At 65.8% G+C, this 17,220-nt stretch carries 18 protein-coding genes and 1 pseudogene; 9 read left to right on the forward strand and 10 right to left on the reverse strand.

The features are described 5' to 3' along the window. Positions 1-26 precede the first annotated feature (26 nt). Complete coding sequence (locus ACLQI9_RS11680) at positions 27-1,007, reverse strand: esterase family protein (protein WP_442377723.1); 981 nt, start codon at positions 1,005-1,007, stop codon at positions 27-29. 324 nt (positions 1,008-1,331) lie between these two features. Here ACLQI9_RS11680 and ACLQI9_RS11685 point away from each other — a divergent pair, with 324 nt between their 5' ends. Next, positions 1,332-2,546 (forward strand): DUF7159 family protein, encoded by a 1,215-nt coding sequence (locus ACLQI9_RS11685; RefSeq protein ID WP_442377721.1) that lies wholly within the window; start codon positions 1,332-1,334, stop codon positions 2,544-2,546. A 101-nt stretch (positions 2,547-2,647) separates the two neighbouring features. Here the strand turns inward: ACLQI9_RS11685 and ACLQI9_RS11690 are convergent, their stop codons facing one another. The 5 genes from ACLQI9_RS11690 to ACLQI9_RS11710 all read right to left on the reverse strand — a co-directional run bounded on the left by ACLQI9_RS11690 (position 2,648) and on the right by ACLQI9_RS11710 (position 7,397). Further along, a complete protein-coding gene (locus ACLQI9_RS11690; RefSeq protein ID WP_442377799.1) occupies positions 2,648-3,514 on the reverse strand; it encodes an SAM-dependent methyltransferase in 867 nt (288 codons plus the stop codon). A gap of 163 nt (positions 3,515-3,677) precedes the next feature. Continuing rightward, complete coding sequence (locus ACLQI9_RS11695) at positions 3,678-4,550, reverse strand: LLM class F420-dependent oxidoreductase (RefSeq protein WP_442377720.1); 873 nt, start codon at positions 4,548-4,550, stop codon at positions 3,678-3,680. Between the two features lie 12 nt (positions 4,551-4,562). Further along, complete coding sequence (locus ACLQI9_RS11700) at positions 4,563-5,102, reverse strand: YceI family protein (RefSeq protein WP_442377797.1); 540 nt, start codon at positions 5,100-5,102, stop codon at positions 4,563-4,565. A 5-nt stretch (positions 5,103-5,107) separates the two neighbouring features. Further along, complete coding sequence (locus ACLQI9_RS11705) at positions 5,108-6,121, reverse strand: alcohol dehydrogenase catalytic domain-containing protein (protein ID WP_442377718.1); 1,014 nt, start codon at positions 6,119-6,121, stop codon at positions 5,108-5,110. A gap of 16 nt (positions 6,122-6,137) precedes the next feature. Further along, positions 6,138-7,397, reverse strand: coding sequence for a cytochrome P450 (locus tag ACLQI9_RS11710; protein WP_442377716.1), 1,260 nt, complete (start codon positions 7,395-7,397; stop codon positions 6,138-6,140). Positions 7,398-7,730: 333 nt separating this feature from the next. Here ACLQI9_RS11710 and ACLQI9_RS11715 point away from each other — a divergent pair, with 333 nt between their 5' ends. Further along, positions 7,731-8,168, forward strand: coding sequence for a hypothetical protein (locus tag ACLQI9_RS11715; protein WP_442377714.1), 438 nt, complete (start codon positions 7,731-7,733; stop codon positions 8,166-8,168). Between the two features lie 45 nt (positions 8,169-8,213). Continuing rightward, on the forward strand, positions 8,214-8,441 hold the full coding sequence (locus tag ACLQI9_RS11720; protein WP_442377712.1) for an Rv1893 family protein: 228 nt from the start codon (positions 8,214-8,216) through the stop codon (positions 8,439-8,441). A gap of 22 nt (positions 8,442-8,463) precedes the next feature. Here the strand turns inward: ACLQI9_RS11720 and ACLQI9_RS11725 are convergent, their stop codons facing one another. Both ACLQI9_RS11725 and ACLQI9_RS11730 read right to left on the reverse strand, forming a co-directional pair. Then, entirely contained in the window at positions 8,464-9,594 is a 1,131-nt protein-coding gene (locus tag ACLQI9_RS11725) for a nitronate monooxygenase (protein WP_442377710.1), read from the reverse strand. 91 nt (positions 9,595-9,685) lie between these two features. Further along, positions 9,686-10,159 (reverse strand): hypothetical protein, encoded by a 474-nt coding sequence (locus tag ACLQI9_RS11730; protein WP_442377708.1) that lies wholly within the window; start codon positions 10,157-10,159, stop codon positions 9,686-9,688. 87 nt (positions 10,160-10,246) lie between these two features. Between ACLQI9_RS11730 and ACLQI9_RS11735 the strand changes: the two genes are divergently transcribed. Then, positions 10,247-10,984, forward strand: a complete 738-nt coding sequence (locus tag ACLQI9_RS11735) for a glucose 1-dehydrogenase (protein ID WP_442377706.1) — start codon at positions 10,247-10,249, stop codon at positions 10,982-10,984. A 3-nt stretch (positions 10,985-10,987) separates the two neighbouring features. Here ACLQI9_RS11735 and ACLQI9_RS11740 read toward each other — a convergent pair. Next, positions 10,988-11,883: pseudogene (locus ACLQI9_RS11740) on the reverse strand (TIGR03619 family F420-dependent LLM class oxidoreductase). Next, a complete protein-coding gene (locus ACLQI9_RS11745) occupies positions 11,883-12,647 on the reverse strand; it encodes an HAD family hydrolase (RefSeq protein ID WP_442377795.1) in 765 nt (254 codons plus the stop codon). Before ACLQI9_RS11745 ends, ACLQI9_RS11740 begins: the two are co-directional and overlap by 1 nt. Positions 12,648-12,723: 76 nt before the next feature. On the opposite strand from ACLQI9_RS11745, the gene ACLQI9_RS11750 reads away from it, so the two are divergent. The 5 genes from ACLQI9_RS11750 to ACLQI9_RS11770 are packed head-to-tail and all read left to right on the forward strand — an operon-like array spanning position 12,724 to position 17,218. Next, positions 12,724-13,902: an acyl-CoA dehydrogenase family protein gene (locus tag ACLQI9_RS11750; RefSeq protein WP_442377704.1), complete on the forward strand. Its 1,179-nt coding sequence runs from the start codon at positions 12,724-12,726 to the stop codon at positions 13,900-13,902. A 13-nt stretch (positions 13,903-13,915) separates the two neighbouring features. Then, the gene (locus ACLQI9_RS11755; protein ID WP_442377702.1) at positions 13,916-15,046 is read left to right on the forward strand and encodes an acyl-CoA dehydrogenase family protein; all 1,131 of its coding nucleotides are present in this window, start codon (positions 13,916-13,918) and stop codon (positions 15,044-15,046) included. Next, a complete protein-coding gene (locus tag ACLQI9_RS11760) occupies positions 15,043-15,543 on the forward strand; it encodes a MaoC family dehydratase (protein WP_442377700.1) in 501 nt (166 codons plus the stop codon). The genes ACLQI9_RS11755 and ACLQI9_RS11760 overlap by 4 nt, the downstream gene beginning before the upstream one ends. An 8-nt stretch (positions 15,544-15,551) precedes the next feature. Continuing rightward, positions 15,552-16,019: a MaoC/PaaZ C-terminal domain-containing protein gene (locus tag ACLQI9_RS11765; RefSeq protein WP_442377698.1), complete on the forward strand. Its 468-nt coding sequence runs from the start codon at positions 15,552-15,554 to the stop codon at positions 16,017-16,019. Next, entirely contained in the window at positions 16,016-17,218 is a 1,203-nt protein-coding gene (locus ACLQI9_RS11770; RefSeq protein ID WP_442391699.1) for a thiolase family protein, read from the forward strand. The genes ACLQI9_RS11765 and ACLQI9_RS11770 overlap by 4 nt, the downstream gene beginning before the upstream one ends. The last annotated feature ends 2 nt before the right edge of the window (positions 17,219-17,220 follow it).

A 17,220-nucleotide genomic window follows, 5' to 3' on the forward strand; every position in this document is an offset into this window, starting at 1 on the left:
CTGCCGGTGCAGGACGCGAGCGAGTGTCAGCCGGCGTGGGCGCCCAGAGCCCCCTGTAAGTCACCCTTCATGGCGTTCAGCTGTGCTCCCCAGTACTCCCAGCTGTGGGTGCCGTAGGGCGGGAAGTTGAACACGGCGTTGTGGCCGCCGGCGGCGTTGTAGGCGTCCTGGAACTTCTTGTTGACGCCGATCATGAAATTGCTCTCGAGGAACGTGGCCGGCAAATTGGCACCGCCCAGTTCGTTCGGAGTCCCGTTGCCGCAGTACACCCAGAGCCGGGTGTTATTGGCGACGAGTTGGCCGACGTTGACCAAGGGGTCGTTGCGCACCCATGCCGGGTCGCTGTCTGGCCCCCACATGTCTTCCTTCTTGTAGCCGCCGGCATCACCCATTGCCAGGCCGATCCAGCCCTGCCCGGTGGACGGGCTGAGGGAGCCGGACAGCGAACCGGCGTAGATGAACTGACCAGGGTGGTAGATCGCCAGATTCATTGAAGATGCACCGGCCATGGAGATCCCGACCGCGGCGCTACCGGTCGACTTCACGCTCTTCTGCGAGGCCAGGTATCCGGGCAGCTCGCTGGTCAGGAAGGTCTCCCACTTGTAGGTCGAGCAGCCGGCCTTGCCGCAAGCCGGGCGGTACCAGTCGGTGTAGAAACTGGACTGTCCGCCGACCGGCATGACGATCGACAGCCCGGACTGGTAGTACCACTCGAAGGCGGGGGTGTTGATGTCCCAGCCGTTGTAGTCGTCCTGGGCTCGCAGGCCGTCCAGCAGGTATACGGCCGGCGAGTTGTTCCCGCCGCTCTGGAACTGGACCTTGATGCTGCGGCCCATACTCGCCGACGGCACCTGCAGGTAGTCGACCGGAAGACCGGGCCGGGAGAACGCCCCGGCCGTCGCCGCTCCGCCGAGAAGGCCTACGAGGCCCGGGAGTGCGGCGGCCGCGATCGCGGCGACCATGAGCCGCCGCAGCCAACCACGCGTCTTTTCGCTCACGTATGTCATCCATGCCCCTTACCCGAAGCGCGCTACTGGCAAAAACTTACCGCGTGGTACTCCATATGTCGATTAGGACGCAAAGACATATCAATTCGGCACCGGCCGCCGCCATCTGCGCAGAGCAGGCCAGGCAGTCGTTCGTGGCAACTTTTTGATGCGCAGGGGTGTCTATACCCGTTCGGCTGTTGTCGCGATGAGCGCGTAGGCTCACCCGGGGTAGACCGACGAGACCACGCTGTCCCGGTCCTTTCGCTGCGCACGAACCAACCGCTTCGACGGTCTGGCGCTGGTGGCGGCGCATGGGCATTGGGCCACGATTGAGGTGCAAATTTGGACACGGTACTGGGGCTGTCGCTGACATCCACGTCGGTCGGCTGGGTCCTGGTGGAAGGCCGCGATGCCGACGGCACCATCCTGGATCACGACGATTTCGAGGTGGTTACCGGCGGTGGGGTGCGCACGGTTACCACCTCAGAGCAGACGACCGCGGCCCTGTTGGACGCGCAAGCGGCGGCCGCCAGATATGGCCACCGGCTGCACGTTATCGGTGTCACCTGGAGCGACGAAGCGGCCGCGGAGGCCGCGCTGCTGCTGGAGTCACTGAACAATGCCGGCCTCGACAATGTTGTCCCGATTCGGTTGCATGAGGCTTGCGACATGTTGGCCCGGGCGATCGCTCCGGTCATCGGCTACGAGCAGGCCGCCGTCTGCGTATTGGACGGCGATTCGACGATCGTCGTCATGGTCGACACCTGCGACGACGAACCACAAACCGCCATCAAGCAGCTGTCGGGCGGGCCCGTTCGCCTGGTCCAGTGGCTGACGACCCTGTTCGACCGGAGTTCATGGCAACCGGGCGGCATCGTTGTCGTCGGTCCTGATGAGGAGCTCGAAGCGGTGTCGTGGCGGCTTGAGACAGCGGTGCCGGTCCCCGTCATGACGCAGACCGGCGCGCAGTTGGCCTTGGCGCGGGGCGCCGCCCTCGCGTCGGCCGCGAGCACGGAATTCACCGACACCGAGATGCTTGAAACCGTCAACAGCATGCGGGGAGAGCGGGGAAGCTCCCGACAGCACTCCTCTGCGGGGGCGTTGACGATGCTGGTGGCCGGCGCGGTCACGTTCGTGGCATCGCTGTCACTCGCCATGGGCCCGCATCTGGTTCCCGACCGAGCTACCGGACCGGTCCAACATGTGGTCCACCGGGCGGCGCCTCCGCCCGTCGTGCGAGCCCCGGCTCCGCGGCCGGCAGCGGTCGAGGCACCGGTTGCGCGACCAGCGCCGGCGCCCGCACCCTCGCAAGCTCCGGCGGCTGCCCAGCCACAGACTGTCGTTTCCGAGGGACCGTCGGCTGAAGTTCCCGTCGCCCAACCGGTCCCGCCGCCTGCGCCGCCGCCACCGGCCGCTCCACCGCCGCCTCCGGAACCGAATCCACATCCACTGCTCACCAAGCTGCTCGAGCGCCTGCATGGTCAGCAGAACCCGCCGCCGGACCAGCCGGCACCGGGCCAAGCCCCGCCGGCTAATCCAGGCGCACCACCGCCTTAGTCACCCCTGATACAGCGGATTACCTTGGGCCGGAAGCGATTTAACCCCCGGCTCCGAAGGTCTCGGGCCCTGCGACCCCAGTATTTGCCGGGATTCTCCGATTACAGCGTCGCCGCGCAGTAGTAGTTGCTGGCGAATGACGGCTGGCCGTCGGTGGGCGGAATCGCCGGTAATCCGTTGTCGGCCAGCAACGTACTCAATGGCGTGCGCACCACACGCCACCCGTGCTCATCGAGGTATGTCGCAACGTCATGGCGCTCGCCGTCGTAGCCAAGCGCAGAGAGCTCGATATCCAGACCGTGTTCGCGCCACCGCGCCGTCGCCGAGTCCAACAGATTCGCGGACTGCCCGTTGTCGGCGTCCGGCGCGTTGATGAAAATCTCGGCCGCCAGACGGCTGCCGGTGGCGCTGAGCGCAGTGATGTTGTCCAGCAGCAGGTCCTGTGCCGCGGGCGGAAGAAACCCCACCAGCCCTTCGGCTATCCAGGCGGCGGGTTGGCCGGCGTCGAAGCCTGCCTCTTGTAACGCTTTTGGCCAGTCATGACGCAGGTCGATGGGTACCGCTCTCAGGTCAGCGGTCGGCTCGGCACCCAGACCCGCAATCGTCGCAGTCTTGAACTCGATGACTTGCGGCTGATCGATCTCGAACACCTTCGTACCGCTCGGCCATGCCAACCGGTACCCGCGCGCGTCGAGGCCCGAGGCCAGAACCACCGCCTGACGGACCCCGGCTTTGGTCGCGTCGAGGAGAAAATCGTCGAAATACCTTGTCCGAGCTGCCATCAAATCGGCCATCGGCCGCATGCCCCACGCCGTGTCGGGTGGGTCGACTTCGGCGGGATCGAGCTCTCCGATGGCCCATCGCGTGAAGAAATCGACGCCGACCGCGCGGACCAGTGGCTCGGCGAACGGATCGTCGATAAGACCGTGAGGCGCCTTGCTGGCAACCGCCCGGGCAGCGGCCACCATCGTCGCGGTCGCTCCGACGCTGGTGGCCAGGTCCCATGTGTCGTTGTCTGTGCGCAATGTTCTCCCTCTCCAGGCGGCGGGTCCTACCCGGGTTAGTTAGCCGAGGTAATGACCGACCTCTCTCCCAGAGTACACCGCCGTTGAGATGACAACCGGATTGGCGCTAAGCCGTGAATTCCCTGGCGGTTTCGGCAGCGCTAGTCAACGCACGAAGGTGGTCGTCGACCGACGCCAGCCCTGCGCCCATGGTGTTGATCGACACATGCGAGGCGCCCGCGTCGGCCCAGACCCGAAGGCCGGCGGCAAGGTCGTCGGCGTTGCCGTCCCAGGAGACCCGGCCCTCCATCGCGATCTGGGCGGGGTCTCTGCCGGCCTCCCTTGCGGCTTGCGCTACTTCTTGCAGCGCCTGCTCGAGTTTCGGGCCGGGTCCCACCATCGGAAACCAGCCGTCGCCGAGGCGACCGGCGCGCCGGCATGCGCGTGGTGAGGATGCCCCGAACCACACCGGAACCGGCCGCTGTATCGGCAGCGGCGCCAGTCCGGCTCCGGTCACCTGGTGATATGTGCCGTGGTAGGTAACGGTCTGTTCGGTCCACAGCGTGCGCATCAGGTCCACCTGCTCTTCGCTGCGCTTGCCGCGGTTCGAAAAGTCTTCTCCCAGTGCCTCGTACTCGACCGCGTTCCAGCCGAGGCCGACACCCAGGCGTAGCCGGCCGCCACTGAGCAGGTCCACCTCGGCCGCCTGTTTGGCAACCAGGACGGTTTGCCGTTGCGGCAGGATCAGGATGCCGGTCACCAGCTCGAGTGAGGTAGTGACGGCCGCGAGATAGCCGAACGTCACCAGCGGCTCGTGGAAGGTGTTATGCAGGTCGTACGGGCCGTCCCAGCCGGCGTGAACGTTAGGATCGGCGCCGACGACGTGGTCATAGGCGAGCAGGTGGGTAAACCCGAGCCCTTCGACGTGCTCGGCGTAGGCGCGCACTGCACCCGCGTCGGCGCCAATCTCGGTCTGCGGGAACACCACTCCGATCCGCATATCAGCTCCTTGTCAGATGTCTTTGGCCCGCTGTGCAGTAAACGACACGGTGACGTCGTCGGCGACCTTCAACGAGCCCATCACCAACGAGTATGGCTTGACGCCGAATTCGGATTGGCGAACGACGGCCTGGGTGGACAGCCACCATGTGTCATCGAGATCGTCGGTGCGCAGGTCAATCACCTGATCGCGGGTCGTTCCGCGGATCTGCAGCGTCCCGGCCAGACGGTAGCCGTCGCGGCTCTTTTCAATGGTGTCGGCCTCGAAGCAGATCCGGGGGAAGCGCCCAGCGCCCAGCTGCCGTAAGGCGTTCGACCTAACCAGGATTTTCTCCGGCCCGGACAGCAGTGTGAGCCCACCTTCGCCCCGCAGAACTTCGAACGAATCCACGTCGACTGTCAGCTGCGCCGCGACGGGTTTATCGCCGGACCACCGCACGGTGGCCTCCCACCGCTTCATCGCGATGGTGAGCCGGTGGCCCATTTTCGCCGCCCTGCCGGCAACTCCGGTGCGGACCAACAGCTCGCCGTCGTCCGGATTGAGGGTCCACACCTCGGTCACATGGTGAGAACGGTGCGGTAGTGCGCCCGCCCCTGTTCCAGCGCCGCGTAGCCTTCGGCGGCTTGCGACAGAGGTAGCTCATCGATCCAGGCTCGCACGCCCGACAAGACCGCGAACTGCATTGTGTCTTCGATTTCTTTCGCGGTCCCGGAGGGATGCCCGACAATGCCGATCCCCGGCGTTATCAGCTGAATCGGGCTGATCGGCAGCGGCTCAGGCGTGACACCGATAGTGACGAGCTCACCCTCGGGCGAGATACCGCCGACCGTCGCTGCCATGGCCCCCGAATTTCCCGCGGTAGCCAGCACGACCGCGGCACCGCCCAGGGCCTTCAGCGCTTCGGAGGGGTCGCCGGCGGTGGAGTCGATGTAGTGATGAGCGCCCAACTTCCGGGCATCCTCGGCTTTGGCGGTTCCACGGGCGACCGCGATGGTCTCGAAGCCCATCGCCCGGGCGAACTGCACCCCGAGATGACCGAGCCCACCCACGCCGAGGATCGCCACCCGGTCACCGGGCAACGCCTTGGTGTGCCGCAACGCGTTGTAGGTGGTCACGCCGGCGCAGCCCATCGGGGCGGCTTGTGCGTCGGAGAGCTCGGCCGGTACCCGAGCCAACGCACTGGCCGGCACGGTCACCGACTCGGCATATCCGCCCGGATATTGCCAGCTCGGGATTTTCCCGTTCTCGCAGTGAATGAATTGGCCTTTGCGGCACTGATCGCAGTAATAGCAGCACCCGCCGAACCACCCGACCGCGACACGATCGCCGACCGCGAAACCCTCGACGCCCGGCCCGAGTTCGGCGATTGTTCCGGCGATCTCATGCCCGGGAGTCAACGGCCACGACATGCCGGGGAATCCGCCCGCAACAAAGTGGGCGTCGGTGCCGCAGATCCCGCATGCGGTCACCGTCAGCCGTGCCTCATCACGACCCGGGGGTTTGGTTTCGACGTCGACCAGCTCTAAGGCTGCGCCTGCGGACTCTACGTGGACAGCTCGATGGGTGGTCATTGCTTGAATATAGGTCTCAGTGCGCGACTGGGCATTTCGCAGCGGGGCTGCGGTAGTCGACTTGCCAGTGTTTGATGCCGTTGAGCCAGCCCGAGCGCAGCCGCTCCGGCGAACCGGCGGACGTCAGATCGGGCATCTGATCGGCGATCGCATTGAACATGAGGTCGATCGTCATCCGCGCCAGGTTGGCCCCTATGCAGTAATGCGCGCCGGTACCGCCGAATCCCACGTGCGGGTTGGGATCACGCAGGATGTTGAAGGCGAACGGGTCGTCGAACACCTCTTCGTCGAAATTGGCCGAGCGGTAGACCATCACCACCCGCTGGCCCTTCTTGATCTGCACGCCGGACAATTCGTAGTCCTCCAAGGCGGTCCGCTGGAAGGACGTGACCGGGGTGGCCCACCGGACGATCTCGTCGGCCGCGGTGGCGGGCCGCTCTCGCTTGTACAGCTCCCACTGGTCGGGGAAGTCGGTGAAGGCCATCATGCCCTGGGTGATCGAGTTGCGGGTGGTCTCGTTGCCGGCCACCGCGAGCAAGATGACGAAAAAGCCGAACTCGTCATCGGAGAGCTTGTGGCCGTCGACGTCGGCCTGGACGAGCTTGGTGACGATGTCGTCGCCCGGATTCTTGGCCCGCTCGGCGGCCATCTGCATGGCGTAGGTGATCAGTTCGACCGAGGCGGTGAGGCCGTCATTGCTGGCGAATTCGGGATCCTGGTCGCCCACCATCTGGTTGGACCAGTGGAACAGTTTCATGCGGTCTTCCTGGGGCACACCCATCAGGCCGGCGATGGCTTGCAGCGGCAGTTCGCAGGAGACCTGTTCGACGAAGTCTCCCGAACCTTCGGTGGCCGCTGTCGCGACGATCTGCCGTGCCCGCTCGTTGAGGTCGTCGCGCAGTCGCTCGACGGCCCGTGGTGTGAAGCCGCGGGAGATGATCTTACGCAGGTGGGTGTGTTGCGGGGCGTCCATATTGAGCAGCACGAACTTGCCCGTGTCGCGCTGCTCGCGCACGGTGCCCTCTTTGTAGCGCGGCAACGCGGTGTTCTCCAGGCTGGAGAAGACGTCGCTGCGCAGCGACACCTCTTTGACGTCCTTGTGTTTGGACACCACCCAGAAGCCGCCGTCGTCGAACCCGCCCACCCCGTCGGGCTGCTCGTTCCACCAGATCGGCGCGGTCCGCCGCAGCTCGGCCAGTTCTTCGACCGGCAGCCGCTCGGCGTGGACGTCGGGATCGGTGAAATCGAACCCGGGCGGGAGATTTGGAGTCGGCATCGGGGGCACTCCTATGAATATGAATACGACGTGAAGACCTCTAAAGGTGAAGCGTTCTGGCTCAGTAAAGCATCGCGACCGCCCAGATGGAACGCGTTCTCACTGGTTTGTCGGGCGACGGATTGAAACGTGTTCTCACGACCTGCGTGGGCGGGACGGCAAGGCACTGCAGGTGATGGGCAGTACATCGCTGGCTGCGCAGTTGATCACCGACCCGATCTCCCCATGTGGCCGGAGCAAAACGCCCTTGTGGTCGAGGCGGCACTGGCTATGCTTGCCCCAGGCCGCCGGGGGCGATGAATGGTCCCCGCACCGCGACACCGAAGGTGGGTCATGATTCGCCAAGTGTTCATCGCCGCTGCGATCACGGGTTCCGCTGTCGGCCTGGCGCCCGCCGCCGCCGCCGACAATGGCCACTACGACGGCGACGTGCCGGGGATGAACTACGACGCGACGGCGGGTGCGCCGTGCGACAACTACGAGCGGTTCATCTTCGGACGCGGCCCGGGCGGTCAGGCCGAGGCATGTCATTTCATCGTCAACCAGTTCCCGGCCGCGCAGTCGGGATTTTGGGTGATCACCTACCCGCTCAACGGAGTTCAGCAGGTCGGTGCGCCGTGCCAAAATCCGCGCGGGTCATCGGCCCAGACGCCCGACGGGCTTCCTATGCTCTGCACCGAACACGGCTGGCAGGTCGGGCAGTTGACCGGCGGCGGGTTCCCGAACGGTATTGGCGGAGGCTTCCCGTCGGACACGGGTGTCACCGGCTGACCGCCTGACGGATATACCGCCTGACGGATATAGAGGGAGACTGCAATGGGCTTCAACGCCAAGGATGCGCTCGACGCCGCCAAAGACATCGTGACCAACGCCGTCGAGCGGTCGTCGGACATCGTCGAAGACGCCGGCCACATCATCAAGGGGGACATCGCCGGCGGAACCGGTGACATCGTGCACAACTCACTGGACATCGCCACCTACGCCTTCGGGAGAGCCAAAGAGGTCTTCACCGGCAACTACGCCGACGACGACGGCGACGAATAATCCTGGTGTCCAGGACCGTTCGTCAGACGGTGGCGGCCTCGTTTAGCTCGTCCAGTCTGTTCGTGGCCTCCAGGTATTCCTGCACCCACCGCTCGATGACCGTCGACGTCTTTTCCACCTTGCTGAACTGCCCGACCACCTGACCGACCGGGTTGAACGCCACGTCGACAGACTCGTTGGGGTACCTGTTCGTGGCCCGCACCGCCATGCCGGACACCATGTACTGCAACGGCATACCGAGCGGCTTCGGGTTGTCCGGCTGGTCCCAGGCTTCGGTCCAATCGTTGCGCAGCATCCGGGCCGGCTTACCGGTGAACGAGCGGCTGCGGACGGTGTCGCGGCTGCCGGCCTTGACGTAGGCCGCCTGCTGCACCGGGGTGTTCGAGGATTCCTCGACCATCAACCATTGCGAACCGGTCCACGCCCCCTCGGCGCCCAAAGCCAGTGCCGCTGCAATCTGTTCGCCGCTGCCGATACCGCCCGCGGCCAGCACCGGTACCGGGGCGACCTCCTTGACGACCTGTGGCCACAACACAATCGAGCCCACCTCGCCGCAGTGCCCGCCGGCCTCGCCGCCCTGCGCGATGATGATGTCGACGCCCGCGTCGGCGTGCTTGCGAGCCTGCGAGGGGGAGCCGCACAGCGCGGCCACCTTCAGTCCGGCTTCATGGATGTGCTTGATCATGTCGGCCGGCGGGGTGCCGAGCGCATTGGCGATCATCTTCACCTTCGGGTGTTTGAGCGCCACCTCGACCTGGGGCGTGGCGGTCGCCTCGGTCCACCCAAGCAGCTGCAGGCTGTCGCCGTCGCTGTCCTCGATCGGGACACCGTGATCGGCGAGGATCTTCTTTCCGAAATCCAGATGCTCCTGCGGCACCATCTTGCGCAGCGTCTCGGCCAGTTCTTCGGCCGACAGATGCGAGTCCATGCCCTCGTACTTGTTCGGGATGACGATGTCGACCCCGTACGGATGATCGCCGATGTTCTCGTCGATCCACTTCAGCTCGATCTCGAGCTGCTCGGGCGTGAAGCCGACAGCCCCCAGCACGCCAAAACCACCGGCCTTGCTCACCGCGACGACGACATCGCGGCAGTGCGTAAACGCGAAGATCGGGAACTCGATGCCGAGCTCGTCGCAGATGGGAGTGTGCATGCTGATTCCTTACTGGTCTGCTTGCGGGCGACGTAACTGGAACGTGTTCTAGTTTAGTACGGATTTCTCCCGCTGTGACCCCCGGCCCTGTTTAGACCACCTCGGCGTGGGCCACCCACAGCGCCAGGAAAGCCAGCATGGCACCCGCGCACACCAGGTGATCACGCCAGATGGACCGCGCCATAGCGGTTTGGTCGGTCGGGCTGCCCGAACGGTTGCCGAGCCGGACCGCGTTGGGAACCGTGTGCGTCAGTGCCAGCAGCACCGGGGCGCCCGCGAGCAGAGCCGACACCGCCATCAACCAGCCCGGGTCGTGGCCTCGAACCGCTCGGAACCCCAACGCTGCCAGTAACACCACCATGACGACGGCGATCAGCCGGCTCATCGGCCGGGATCCGGTGACTGCGCGCTGGTAGTAGCCCGCGATGGAGGCCAGTACGTATTCGGGCAGGTCGCCGCCGGGATGTCGATCGCTGAGAACCTGCGCGTCGAACATGAGGTCCATCCACAACACGGCGAACAGGAACCCGCTGCACGCGGTGAGTAACGAGGTCGCGACGCTCATCGCTCGATTGTTGCCCAGTGCGCGGTCGCCGGTCCCGCAGTGGAACAAGTTCTAATTCTGCGCCGGGCTGCGGTAGCCTGACGCCTCATGGGACGTGTGGACGGAAAAGTTGCATTGATCAGCGGCGGCGCTCGGGGGATGGGGGCCGCTCACGCCCGGGCGCTGGTCGGTGAGGGCGCCAAGGTGGTGATCGGCGACATCCTCGACGACGAGGGCAAAGCACTCGCCGATGAGATCGGTGACGCCGCGCACTACGTCCACCTCGACGTCACCCAGCCCGCCGAATGGGACGCCGCGGTGTCCACCGCGGTCGACGACTTCGGCACGCTCAACGTGTTGGTCAACAACGCCGGCATCGTGGCGCTGGGCCAATTGGGACAGTTCAACTTGGACAAGTGGCACAAGGTCATCGACGTCAACCTGAACGGCACATTCCACGGCATCCAGGCCGCGGTCGAGCCGATGAAGGCCGCGGGCGGCGGCTCGATCATCAACGTCTCGTCCATCGAGGGCCTGCGCGGGGCCGTGATGGTGCATCCTTACGTCGCCTCCAAGTGGGCGGTGCGCGGCCTGTCGAAATCAGCCGCCCTGGAGCTGGCCCCGCACAATATCCGGGTCAACTCGATTCATCCCGGCTTCATCCGCACCCCGATGACCAAGCACTTCCCGGACAACATGGTCACCGTCCCGCTCGGCCGCCCCGGCGTCTCCGACGAGGTCGCCAACTTCGTGGTGTTCTTGGCCAGCGACGAATCCTCTTATGCCACCGGCGCCGAATTCGTGATGGACGGCGGCCTGATCAACGACGTTCCCCACCGGCTCTAGCCGCTAGCGGCACTTCTCGATGACGGTCTGCGCGAACCGCTCGATCGACGGTCGGTAGCGCTCGGCTGGATGCGTGGACGCCTGAAATGCCTCGTGGTCGCCGGCCAGGACGTGCTGCGCACCCGCCCACAGCGCATCACCGCCGTCACCCCAAGGTCTTCGGCGCGCCGGAAAAGATCGGCGGACGGCGGCTCCAGCAACGCCAGCATGATCTCGAACGGTTCGGCCTGCCGCCCGTACTCGCGCCGCAACGCGGTCAGCTTCTGCACATAGCCAACCGCGTCGTCCCACACGTAGGCCGTGCCAACCCACCCGTCGCACAGCCGCGCCGCCCGGCGCAGCGCCACCTCCGATTCGCCGCCACACAGGATCGGCACCGGCGTCGTCGGGTGCGGCTCGAGCATCAACTCGGGTACCCGGTAGTAGCGGCCGCTCCACGACACCCAACCGCCCTGCCACAGCGCACGTAAGGCCGGGATCATCTCGTCGAGCCGCTTGCCACGGTTGCCGAAATCCTGTCCCAACAGCTCGAATTCCTCGCGCATCCAGCCGGCGCCGACCGCCAGCGACACCCGGCCCTCGGAAATGACCGCCGCGGTGGCCACCTGTTTGGCGACCTGCAGCAGCGGACGGGCGGGTGCGACGTAGACGGCATTGGAGAAGCGCAGCCGACGGGTCACTGCCGCCATGGCACCGATGAGGATCCACGAGTCCGGCCACGCAGTCTCAGGCGACCACGGCGGACGCTCCGCCCCGGTGGGGTATCGCGACTGCAGAGCACGCGGATAAATCAGATGGTCGGCACAGATCACCCCGTCGTAGCCGGCCTCGTCGAGCATTCTCGCGACCGCCAGCGCCTCCGCCGAGTCCATAAATGCTGTGCCAGACCAGAATTGCATCAGGTGCCTTTCCCGATCAGCGACCTGAACCGCATTCGGCCGCTCGAAGCCGCCACCCGAAGCACCGGCCAGCCGCGTTCAGCGGCCACCGCCGCAAGCCGCGGTCTAGGGTTGACCGGTCGGGGATGGCCGACCAACGCCATCAACGGCACGTCCTCGCCGCCGTCGGCATAGAAGTAACTACCTTCCAGCGCCACGGTGTTGTCGGTGCAAAAACGTTGTACAGCGGCCGCCTTCGTCGGCCCCCAGACGATAGGCCTGACGATATCCCCGGTCAGCCGACCGCGATCGTCGACCGCGAAGTAGTTGCACACCACGTGGCTGATGCCCAGGAAGCTCGCGACGGGGTGGGCGTGGATGCTCAGCGCCGACGAGCAGAGCACCACGGTATGTCCACGCTCCTGATGCGCTTGCACGACCGCTCGCATGCCCGGTAAAACGCGCGTCGCGATGCGGTCGACGAACAGCCGCTCACCAGTCTCTTGCAGCTCCGCGAGGGATTCGCCGCGCAGGTAGCCCGCTCCCCGCACCACCAGCCGCTCGAACTCCATGCGGCCGAACCGATATCGCATCATGGCTTCCGCGACACCGAGGATCTCGCCGATGCTGGCCTGCCGCCGACGGAGCCGGTCGGCAGCGTGAGCGGTGGCCGTGAAGCCGGCAACCAATGTGCCGTCGAGGTCGAAGAACGCACCTACATCGGGACCCGCCGAACCGGCGGCGATATCCGCGACCGCGGGGGACGCCGCCAGCGGATCGTCGATGCTCACGTCGTAGTACTTTAATGTTCCTTTTCGAAATTCCGGGCGCAGGCGGGTAGGACGCGCTAGGAAGTGGATGGTGGAATTCGAACTCGACGCAGCGCAGAACGCCTGGTTGGCCCAGGTGCGTGCCTTTCTGGGGGAGAACGTCACGCCTGCGCTGAGGGCCGAGCTGGCCGAACACGGGCAGGAGTTTCCCGACGGGGAAGTCTCGTCGTTCCGGCGCAAAATCGGCGAGCGGGGATGGTTCGGGCTGAACTGGCCGCCGGAATACGGCGGTCTGGGACTCGGCGCGACCTATCAGCATCTGTTGATGCGCGAGTTCGAGTATTGGGGCGTTCCCGGGCCGGATCTCACCGTGACCTCGGTGGCGCCGATGATCATGCGACACGGTACCGAACAGAACAAGCTCGAGTTCCTTCCGCCGATAGCCCGCGGAGAACTGACCTGCGCGGTGGGCTATTCGGAACCCGATGCCGGCACCGACCTGGCCAGCTTGCGCACCCGCGCGGTGCAAGACGGTGACGAGTGGGTCATCACCGGATCCAAGATCTGGAACAGCGGCGCACAGCGAGCGACCCATGAATGGCTTTGTGTTCGCACCGATCCCAGCGCCCCACGGCACCGGGGAATTTCGGTCATCATGGTTCCCGTCGATCTGCCCGGTGTGACGATCCGTCCGCTCTACGCGTGGTCGGGGTATCGCACCAACGAGGTGTTCTTCGACGAGGTTCGCGTGCCCGTCGGCAACCTGATCGGCGAAGTGAATCGGGGCTGGACCTACATCACCGGCGCGCTGGATCTCGAACGAGGCGCCCTGACCAACGCGGGCGATCTGCGCCGCGCACTCGACGAGCTGATCGAGCTTGCCGGCCGTCCGCGCCGCGACGGCTCGATACCGCTGCAAACCTCCAGCTTTCGCCGTCGGCTCGCCCACGCCGAAGCAGACGTCGAAGCGGCACTGCTGATGGGATACCAGGCGGCGTCACTGCTGGACAGCGGTGTCATCCCGACCGTGGAAGTCAGCGTCGAGAAAGTGTTCACCAGCGAACTGCGCCAGCGGATCGCCGATTTGGCCATCGACCTGCTCGGTCCTGACGGCCTGCTGGCCTATCGCAGCCCGGGCGCGCCTGCCGACGGGAAATTCGAACGGCTCTACCGGGTGGCGCCGCTGATGCGGTTCGGTGGCGGCACCAACGAGGTGCTGCGCGACGTCATCGCCCAGCGTGGCCACGGCATGCCGTCGTATGGCCGCTGATGGTTGACGCCCGATGAAGCTGCTACCCGATGACGACGAACGAGCGTTGACGTCGATGCTGAACGCGCTTTTCCTCGCCGAGTGCCCGACGAGTCTGGTCCGTCAGCTGCGCGACTCGGACCGGCGGCCGATGCCGGACAGGTTGTGGAAGGCGTTGGCCGATGCCGGGATATTCGGACTGTTGCTTCCGGAGGCCTACGGCGGCGCCGGTGGCACGCTATCCGACCTGGGCGTGTTCTGTGTGGAAGCCGGTCGGGCTCTATGTCCCACGGTCGTGCACGCCACCCTGCAGGCGGCACTTGCCATCCACCTGCTCGGCGGACCGGACCAACATGCCGAGTGGCTGCCTGCACTTTCCGCCGGAAAGCTCTGCGCCACAACCAGCTTGTGGAGCGCAGCGAATGCCGCGCTGATCGCTCCAACGCTACGGGTGTGTGCCGCAGCTGAAGGCGGCTGGCGGCTCAGCGGCGTGGCCGACTTTGTCGCAGACGCCGACCTGGCCGGTCACATCGTCGTATCGGCAGCCGACGCGGGGTCCGAACGGACAATGGGCTTTGTCGTCGCGCTGCAAACAGAGGGCGTGCACGTCGACACCATGCCGCTCATCGGCGGCCACCGCGCGTCTCGTGTCCGGTTTGACAATGTTGAGGTGGCGGATCGGAGCGCGGTGCTTGCCGGGCCGGACGGCTCGGGGTTGACCGATCACGACCTGCGCCGGGTGGCCAACGCCGCGGTGGCATTGCTATCGCTGGACTTGGTCGGCGTCGGCGAGGCGGTGCTGCAACGCACCGTTGACTACACGGTGGCGCGCCGACAGTTCGGCCGACCGATTGCGTCGTTTCAGGCGGCGCAGCATCTGGTGACGAATATGCACATCGCGCTGGCCGCGGCTCGGCTCGCGGCTCACTCGGCGGTGTTCTGGATCGGGCGGGGTCGCACCGCGACTCGTGAAACCGCGATCGCCAGAATGCACGCGGCCAGCGCAGCGAAATCGATCACGCTTGACGCGCACCAACTGCACGGTGGGATGGGTTATGTGGTCGAGACCGATCTGCATTTGTTCTCCGAGCGGGCCCGGGTGCTGTCCACGCTAGGCGGCGGGGCGGACGTGGCCGGAGCGTGGCTGGAGGAGGAAGTCTTATGACCGAGGACAGTTTGATCGACGCCAAGTCGGCGTCGCGAGTGGGCACCGTCGCCGCAACAGCAACAGGCGAGGCCAACCGGCGCGACTGGCAACGCTGGGCCGCGGCGGTCGATGATCACAATCCATTGTGGTTCGAGCCCGAATACGCTCGCGCCCAAGGCTACCGCGACATCATCTGTCCGCCGCTTTTCCTGCAGTACGCGGTGCTGGGAGTCACCGCACTGGAGGGTTTGCGGCTGGATGGTTCTTCCGGAGCGGCATCGGGCAGCCTCGCGTTTCCCCGTGCACCCAGGCGCATGGCCGGCGGGGAGAGCACGACGTTCTTCGGGCCGGCTTATCACCGCGACGAAATCGAGATGGTGCGCACGATCGAGTCGATCGTGGAGAAACAAGGTCGCTCCGGCCGGTTCGTTCTGGTGACCTGGCGAACGGTATACCGCAATCAACGGGGTGAATTGCTTGCCGAGGCAACAACATCGATGATCGCCCGGCCGTGAGGAGCGCCATGGGTAGCGAGCAGGTTTTCTACGAGGACGTTCAGACCGGCGACCCGTTGCCGACGCTGACGGTGACGGTCGACGAGAGACAGCTGTTCTTCTTCAGCGCCGCAACGTACAACGGCCACCGCATCCACTACGACAAAGACTGGGCACGAACGGTCGAGGATTATGAAGACGTCATCGTGCAGGGCCCGCTGCAGGCCGCGTTGCTGGCCCGCGCGATCACCGACTGGATCGGCGGCCGCGGCCGGTTGGTCGAGTACGCCGTGCAGAACCGGGCGATCGCATTTGCCGGTAAAGAACTGAGTTTCGGCGGGGTGGTGACCGGAAAGCGGTTGGCTGACAGCACCGGGCTGGTCGATCTGGAGATTGCCGGGCGACGAGGTGACACGGTGCTGATGCCGGGGACGGCCACGGTCGCACTGCCATTGCGCCGAGAACCCTGCGGAGAACCCCAAGAAGAGCAATTGTGACGGGCCTGCGGGGTGAGGCGGCCATCATCGGTATCGCCGAGCTGCCTGCCGAGCGCAAGCCGACCCGCCCGCCCTCGTTCACCCTGGACCAGTACGCGCTGCTGGCCAAGATGGTCGTCGAGGATGCCGGTGTCGATGCCACGGTGGTCAACGGCCTGCTGTGCCACGGCTTGGCGGAATCCGACATGTTCGCCCCGGCCACCTTGTCGGAATACCTCGGCCTGCCCGTCGATTTCGGGGAACGGGTAGACCTGGGCGGCGCCACCGCAGCCGGGATGGTGTGGCGGGCCGCCGTCGCTGTCGAACTCGGGCTTTGCGACGCGGTACTCGCGGTCGTGCCCGGGTCCTCGGTGTTGCCGACGTCCGCACGCCGACCGTGGCCACCGCCGGGCTGGCATGGCGCGTCGAGTAACAAGTACGGGTCGCCGCAGGCCGAGTTCGAGATCCCCTACGGCAACGTCGGCCAGAACGCGCCGTATGCGCAAATCGCTCAGCGGTACGCGGCTGTTTTCGGTTACGACGCAGCAGCTCTGGCGAAGATCGCGGTGGACCAGCGCACGAATGCGTGTGCGCATCCCGGCGCGGTGTTTCACGGCAAGCCGATCACCGTCGACGACGTGCTGACCAGCCCGATGATCGCCGATCCGATCCACATGCTCGAGACGGTGATGCGGGTACAAGGCGGTGCGGGTGTTCTCGTTGCCAACGCGGACGTGGCGCGGCGCGCCCGGCATCGGCCGGTGTGGGTCAAGGGATTCGGCGAGCACATCGCTTTCAAGACGGCGACATACGCCGAAGACCTGATGACGACGCCGATATCGCGTGCCGCCGAGAAAGCCTTCGCGATGGCGGGGCTCACCCCGGCCGCCGTCGATGTCGCGTCGCTGTATGACTGCTACACGATCACCGTGCTGATGACGCTCGAGAATGCAGGGTTCTGTGGCAAAGGCGAAGGCATGGCCTGGGTCAACCAGCATGACCTCACCTTCGCCGGCGACTTCCCACTCAACACCGCGGGCGGGCAGCTTTCGTTCGGGCAGGCCGGCATGGCCGGCGGCATGCATCACGCTGTCGACGCCGCGCGTCAAGTGATGGGCCGAGCCGGCCAGGCGCAGGTGGCCGACTGTCACCGGGCGTTCGTCAGCGGCACGGGCGGCATCATGAGTGAACAGGTCGCGCTGGTCTTGGGGGGTGACTGACC

Source organism: Mycobacterium sp. (assembly GCF_052143115.1).
Taxonomy (GTDB): domain Bacteria; phylum Actinomycetota; class Actinomycetes; order Mycobacteriales; family Mycobacteriaceae; genus Mycobacterium.

Coding starts and splice junctions, on each gene's coding strand:
- ACLQI9_RS11705 (WP_442377718.1), bottom strand. CDS start 6,121: ATGACCACCCATCGAGCTGTCCACGTAGAGTCCGCAGGCGCAGCCTTA.
- ACLQI9_RS11710 (WP_442377716.1), bottom strand. CDS start 7,397: ATGCCGACTCCAAATCTCCCGCCCGGGTTCGATTTCACCGATCCCGAC.
- ACLQI9_RS11735 (WP_442377706.1), top strand. CDS start 10,247: ATGGGACGTGTGGACGGAAAAGTTGCATTGATCAGCGGCGGCGCTCGG.
- ACLQI9_RS11725 (WP_442377710.1), bottom strand. CDS start 9,594: ATGCACACTCCCATCTGCGACGAGCTCGGCATCGAGTTCCCGATCTTC.
- ACLQI9_RS11690 (WP_442377799.1), bottom strand. CDS start 3,514: ATGGTGGCCGCTGCCCGGGCGGTTGCCAGCAAGGCGCCTCACGGTCTT.
- ACLQI9_RS11765 (WP_442377698.1), top strand. CDS start 15,552: ATGGGTAGCGAGCAGGTTTTCTACGAGGACGTTCAGACCGGCGACCCG.
- ACLQI9_RS11730 (WP_442377708.1), bottom strand. CDS start 10,159: ATGAGCGTCGCGACCTCGTTACTCACCGCGTGCAGCGGGTTCCTGTTC.
- ACLQI9_RS11680 (WP_442377723.1), bottom strand. CDS start 1,007: ATGACATACGTGAGCGAAAAGACGCGTGGTTGGCTGCGGCGGCTCATG.
- ACLQI9_RS11695 (WP_442377720.1), bottom strand. CDS start 4,550: ATGCGGATCGGAGTGGTGTTCCCGCAGACCGAGATTGGCGCCGACGCG.
- ACLQI9_RS11760 (WP_442377700.1), top strand. CDS start 15,043: ATGACCGAGGACAGTTTGATCGACGCCAAGTCGGCGTCGCGAGTGGGC.
- ACLQI9_RS11715 (WP_442377714.1), top strand. CDS start 7,731: ATGATTCGCCAAGTGTTCATCGCCGCTGCGATCACGGGTTCCGCTGTC.
- ACLQI9_RS11720 (WP_442377712.1), top strand. CDS start 8,214: ATGGGCTTCAACGCCAAGGATGCGCTCGACGCCGCCAAAGACATCGTG.
- ACLQI9_RS11755 (WP_442377702.1), top strand. CDS start 13,916: ATGAAGCTGCTACCCGATGACGACGAACGAGCGTTGACGTCGATGCTG.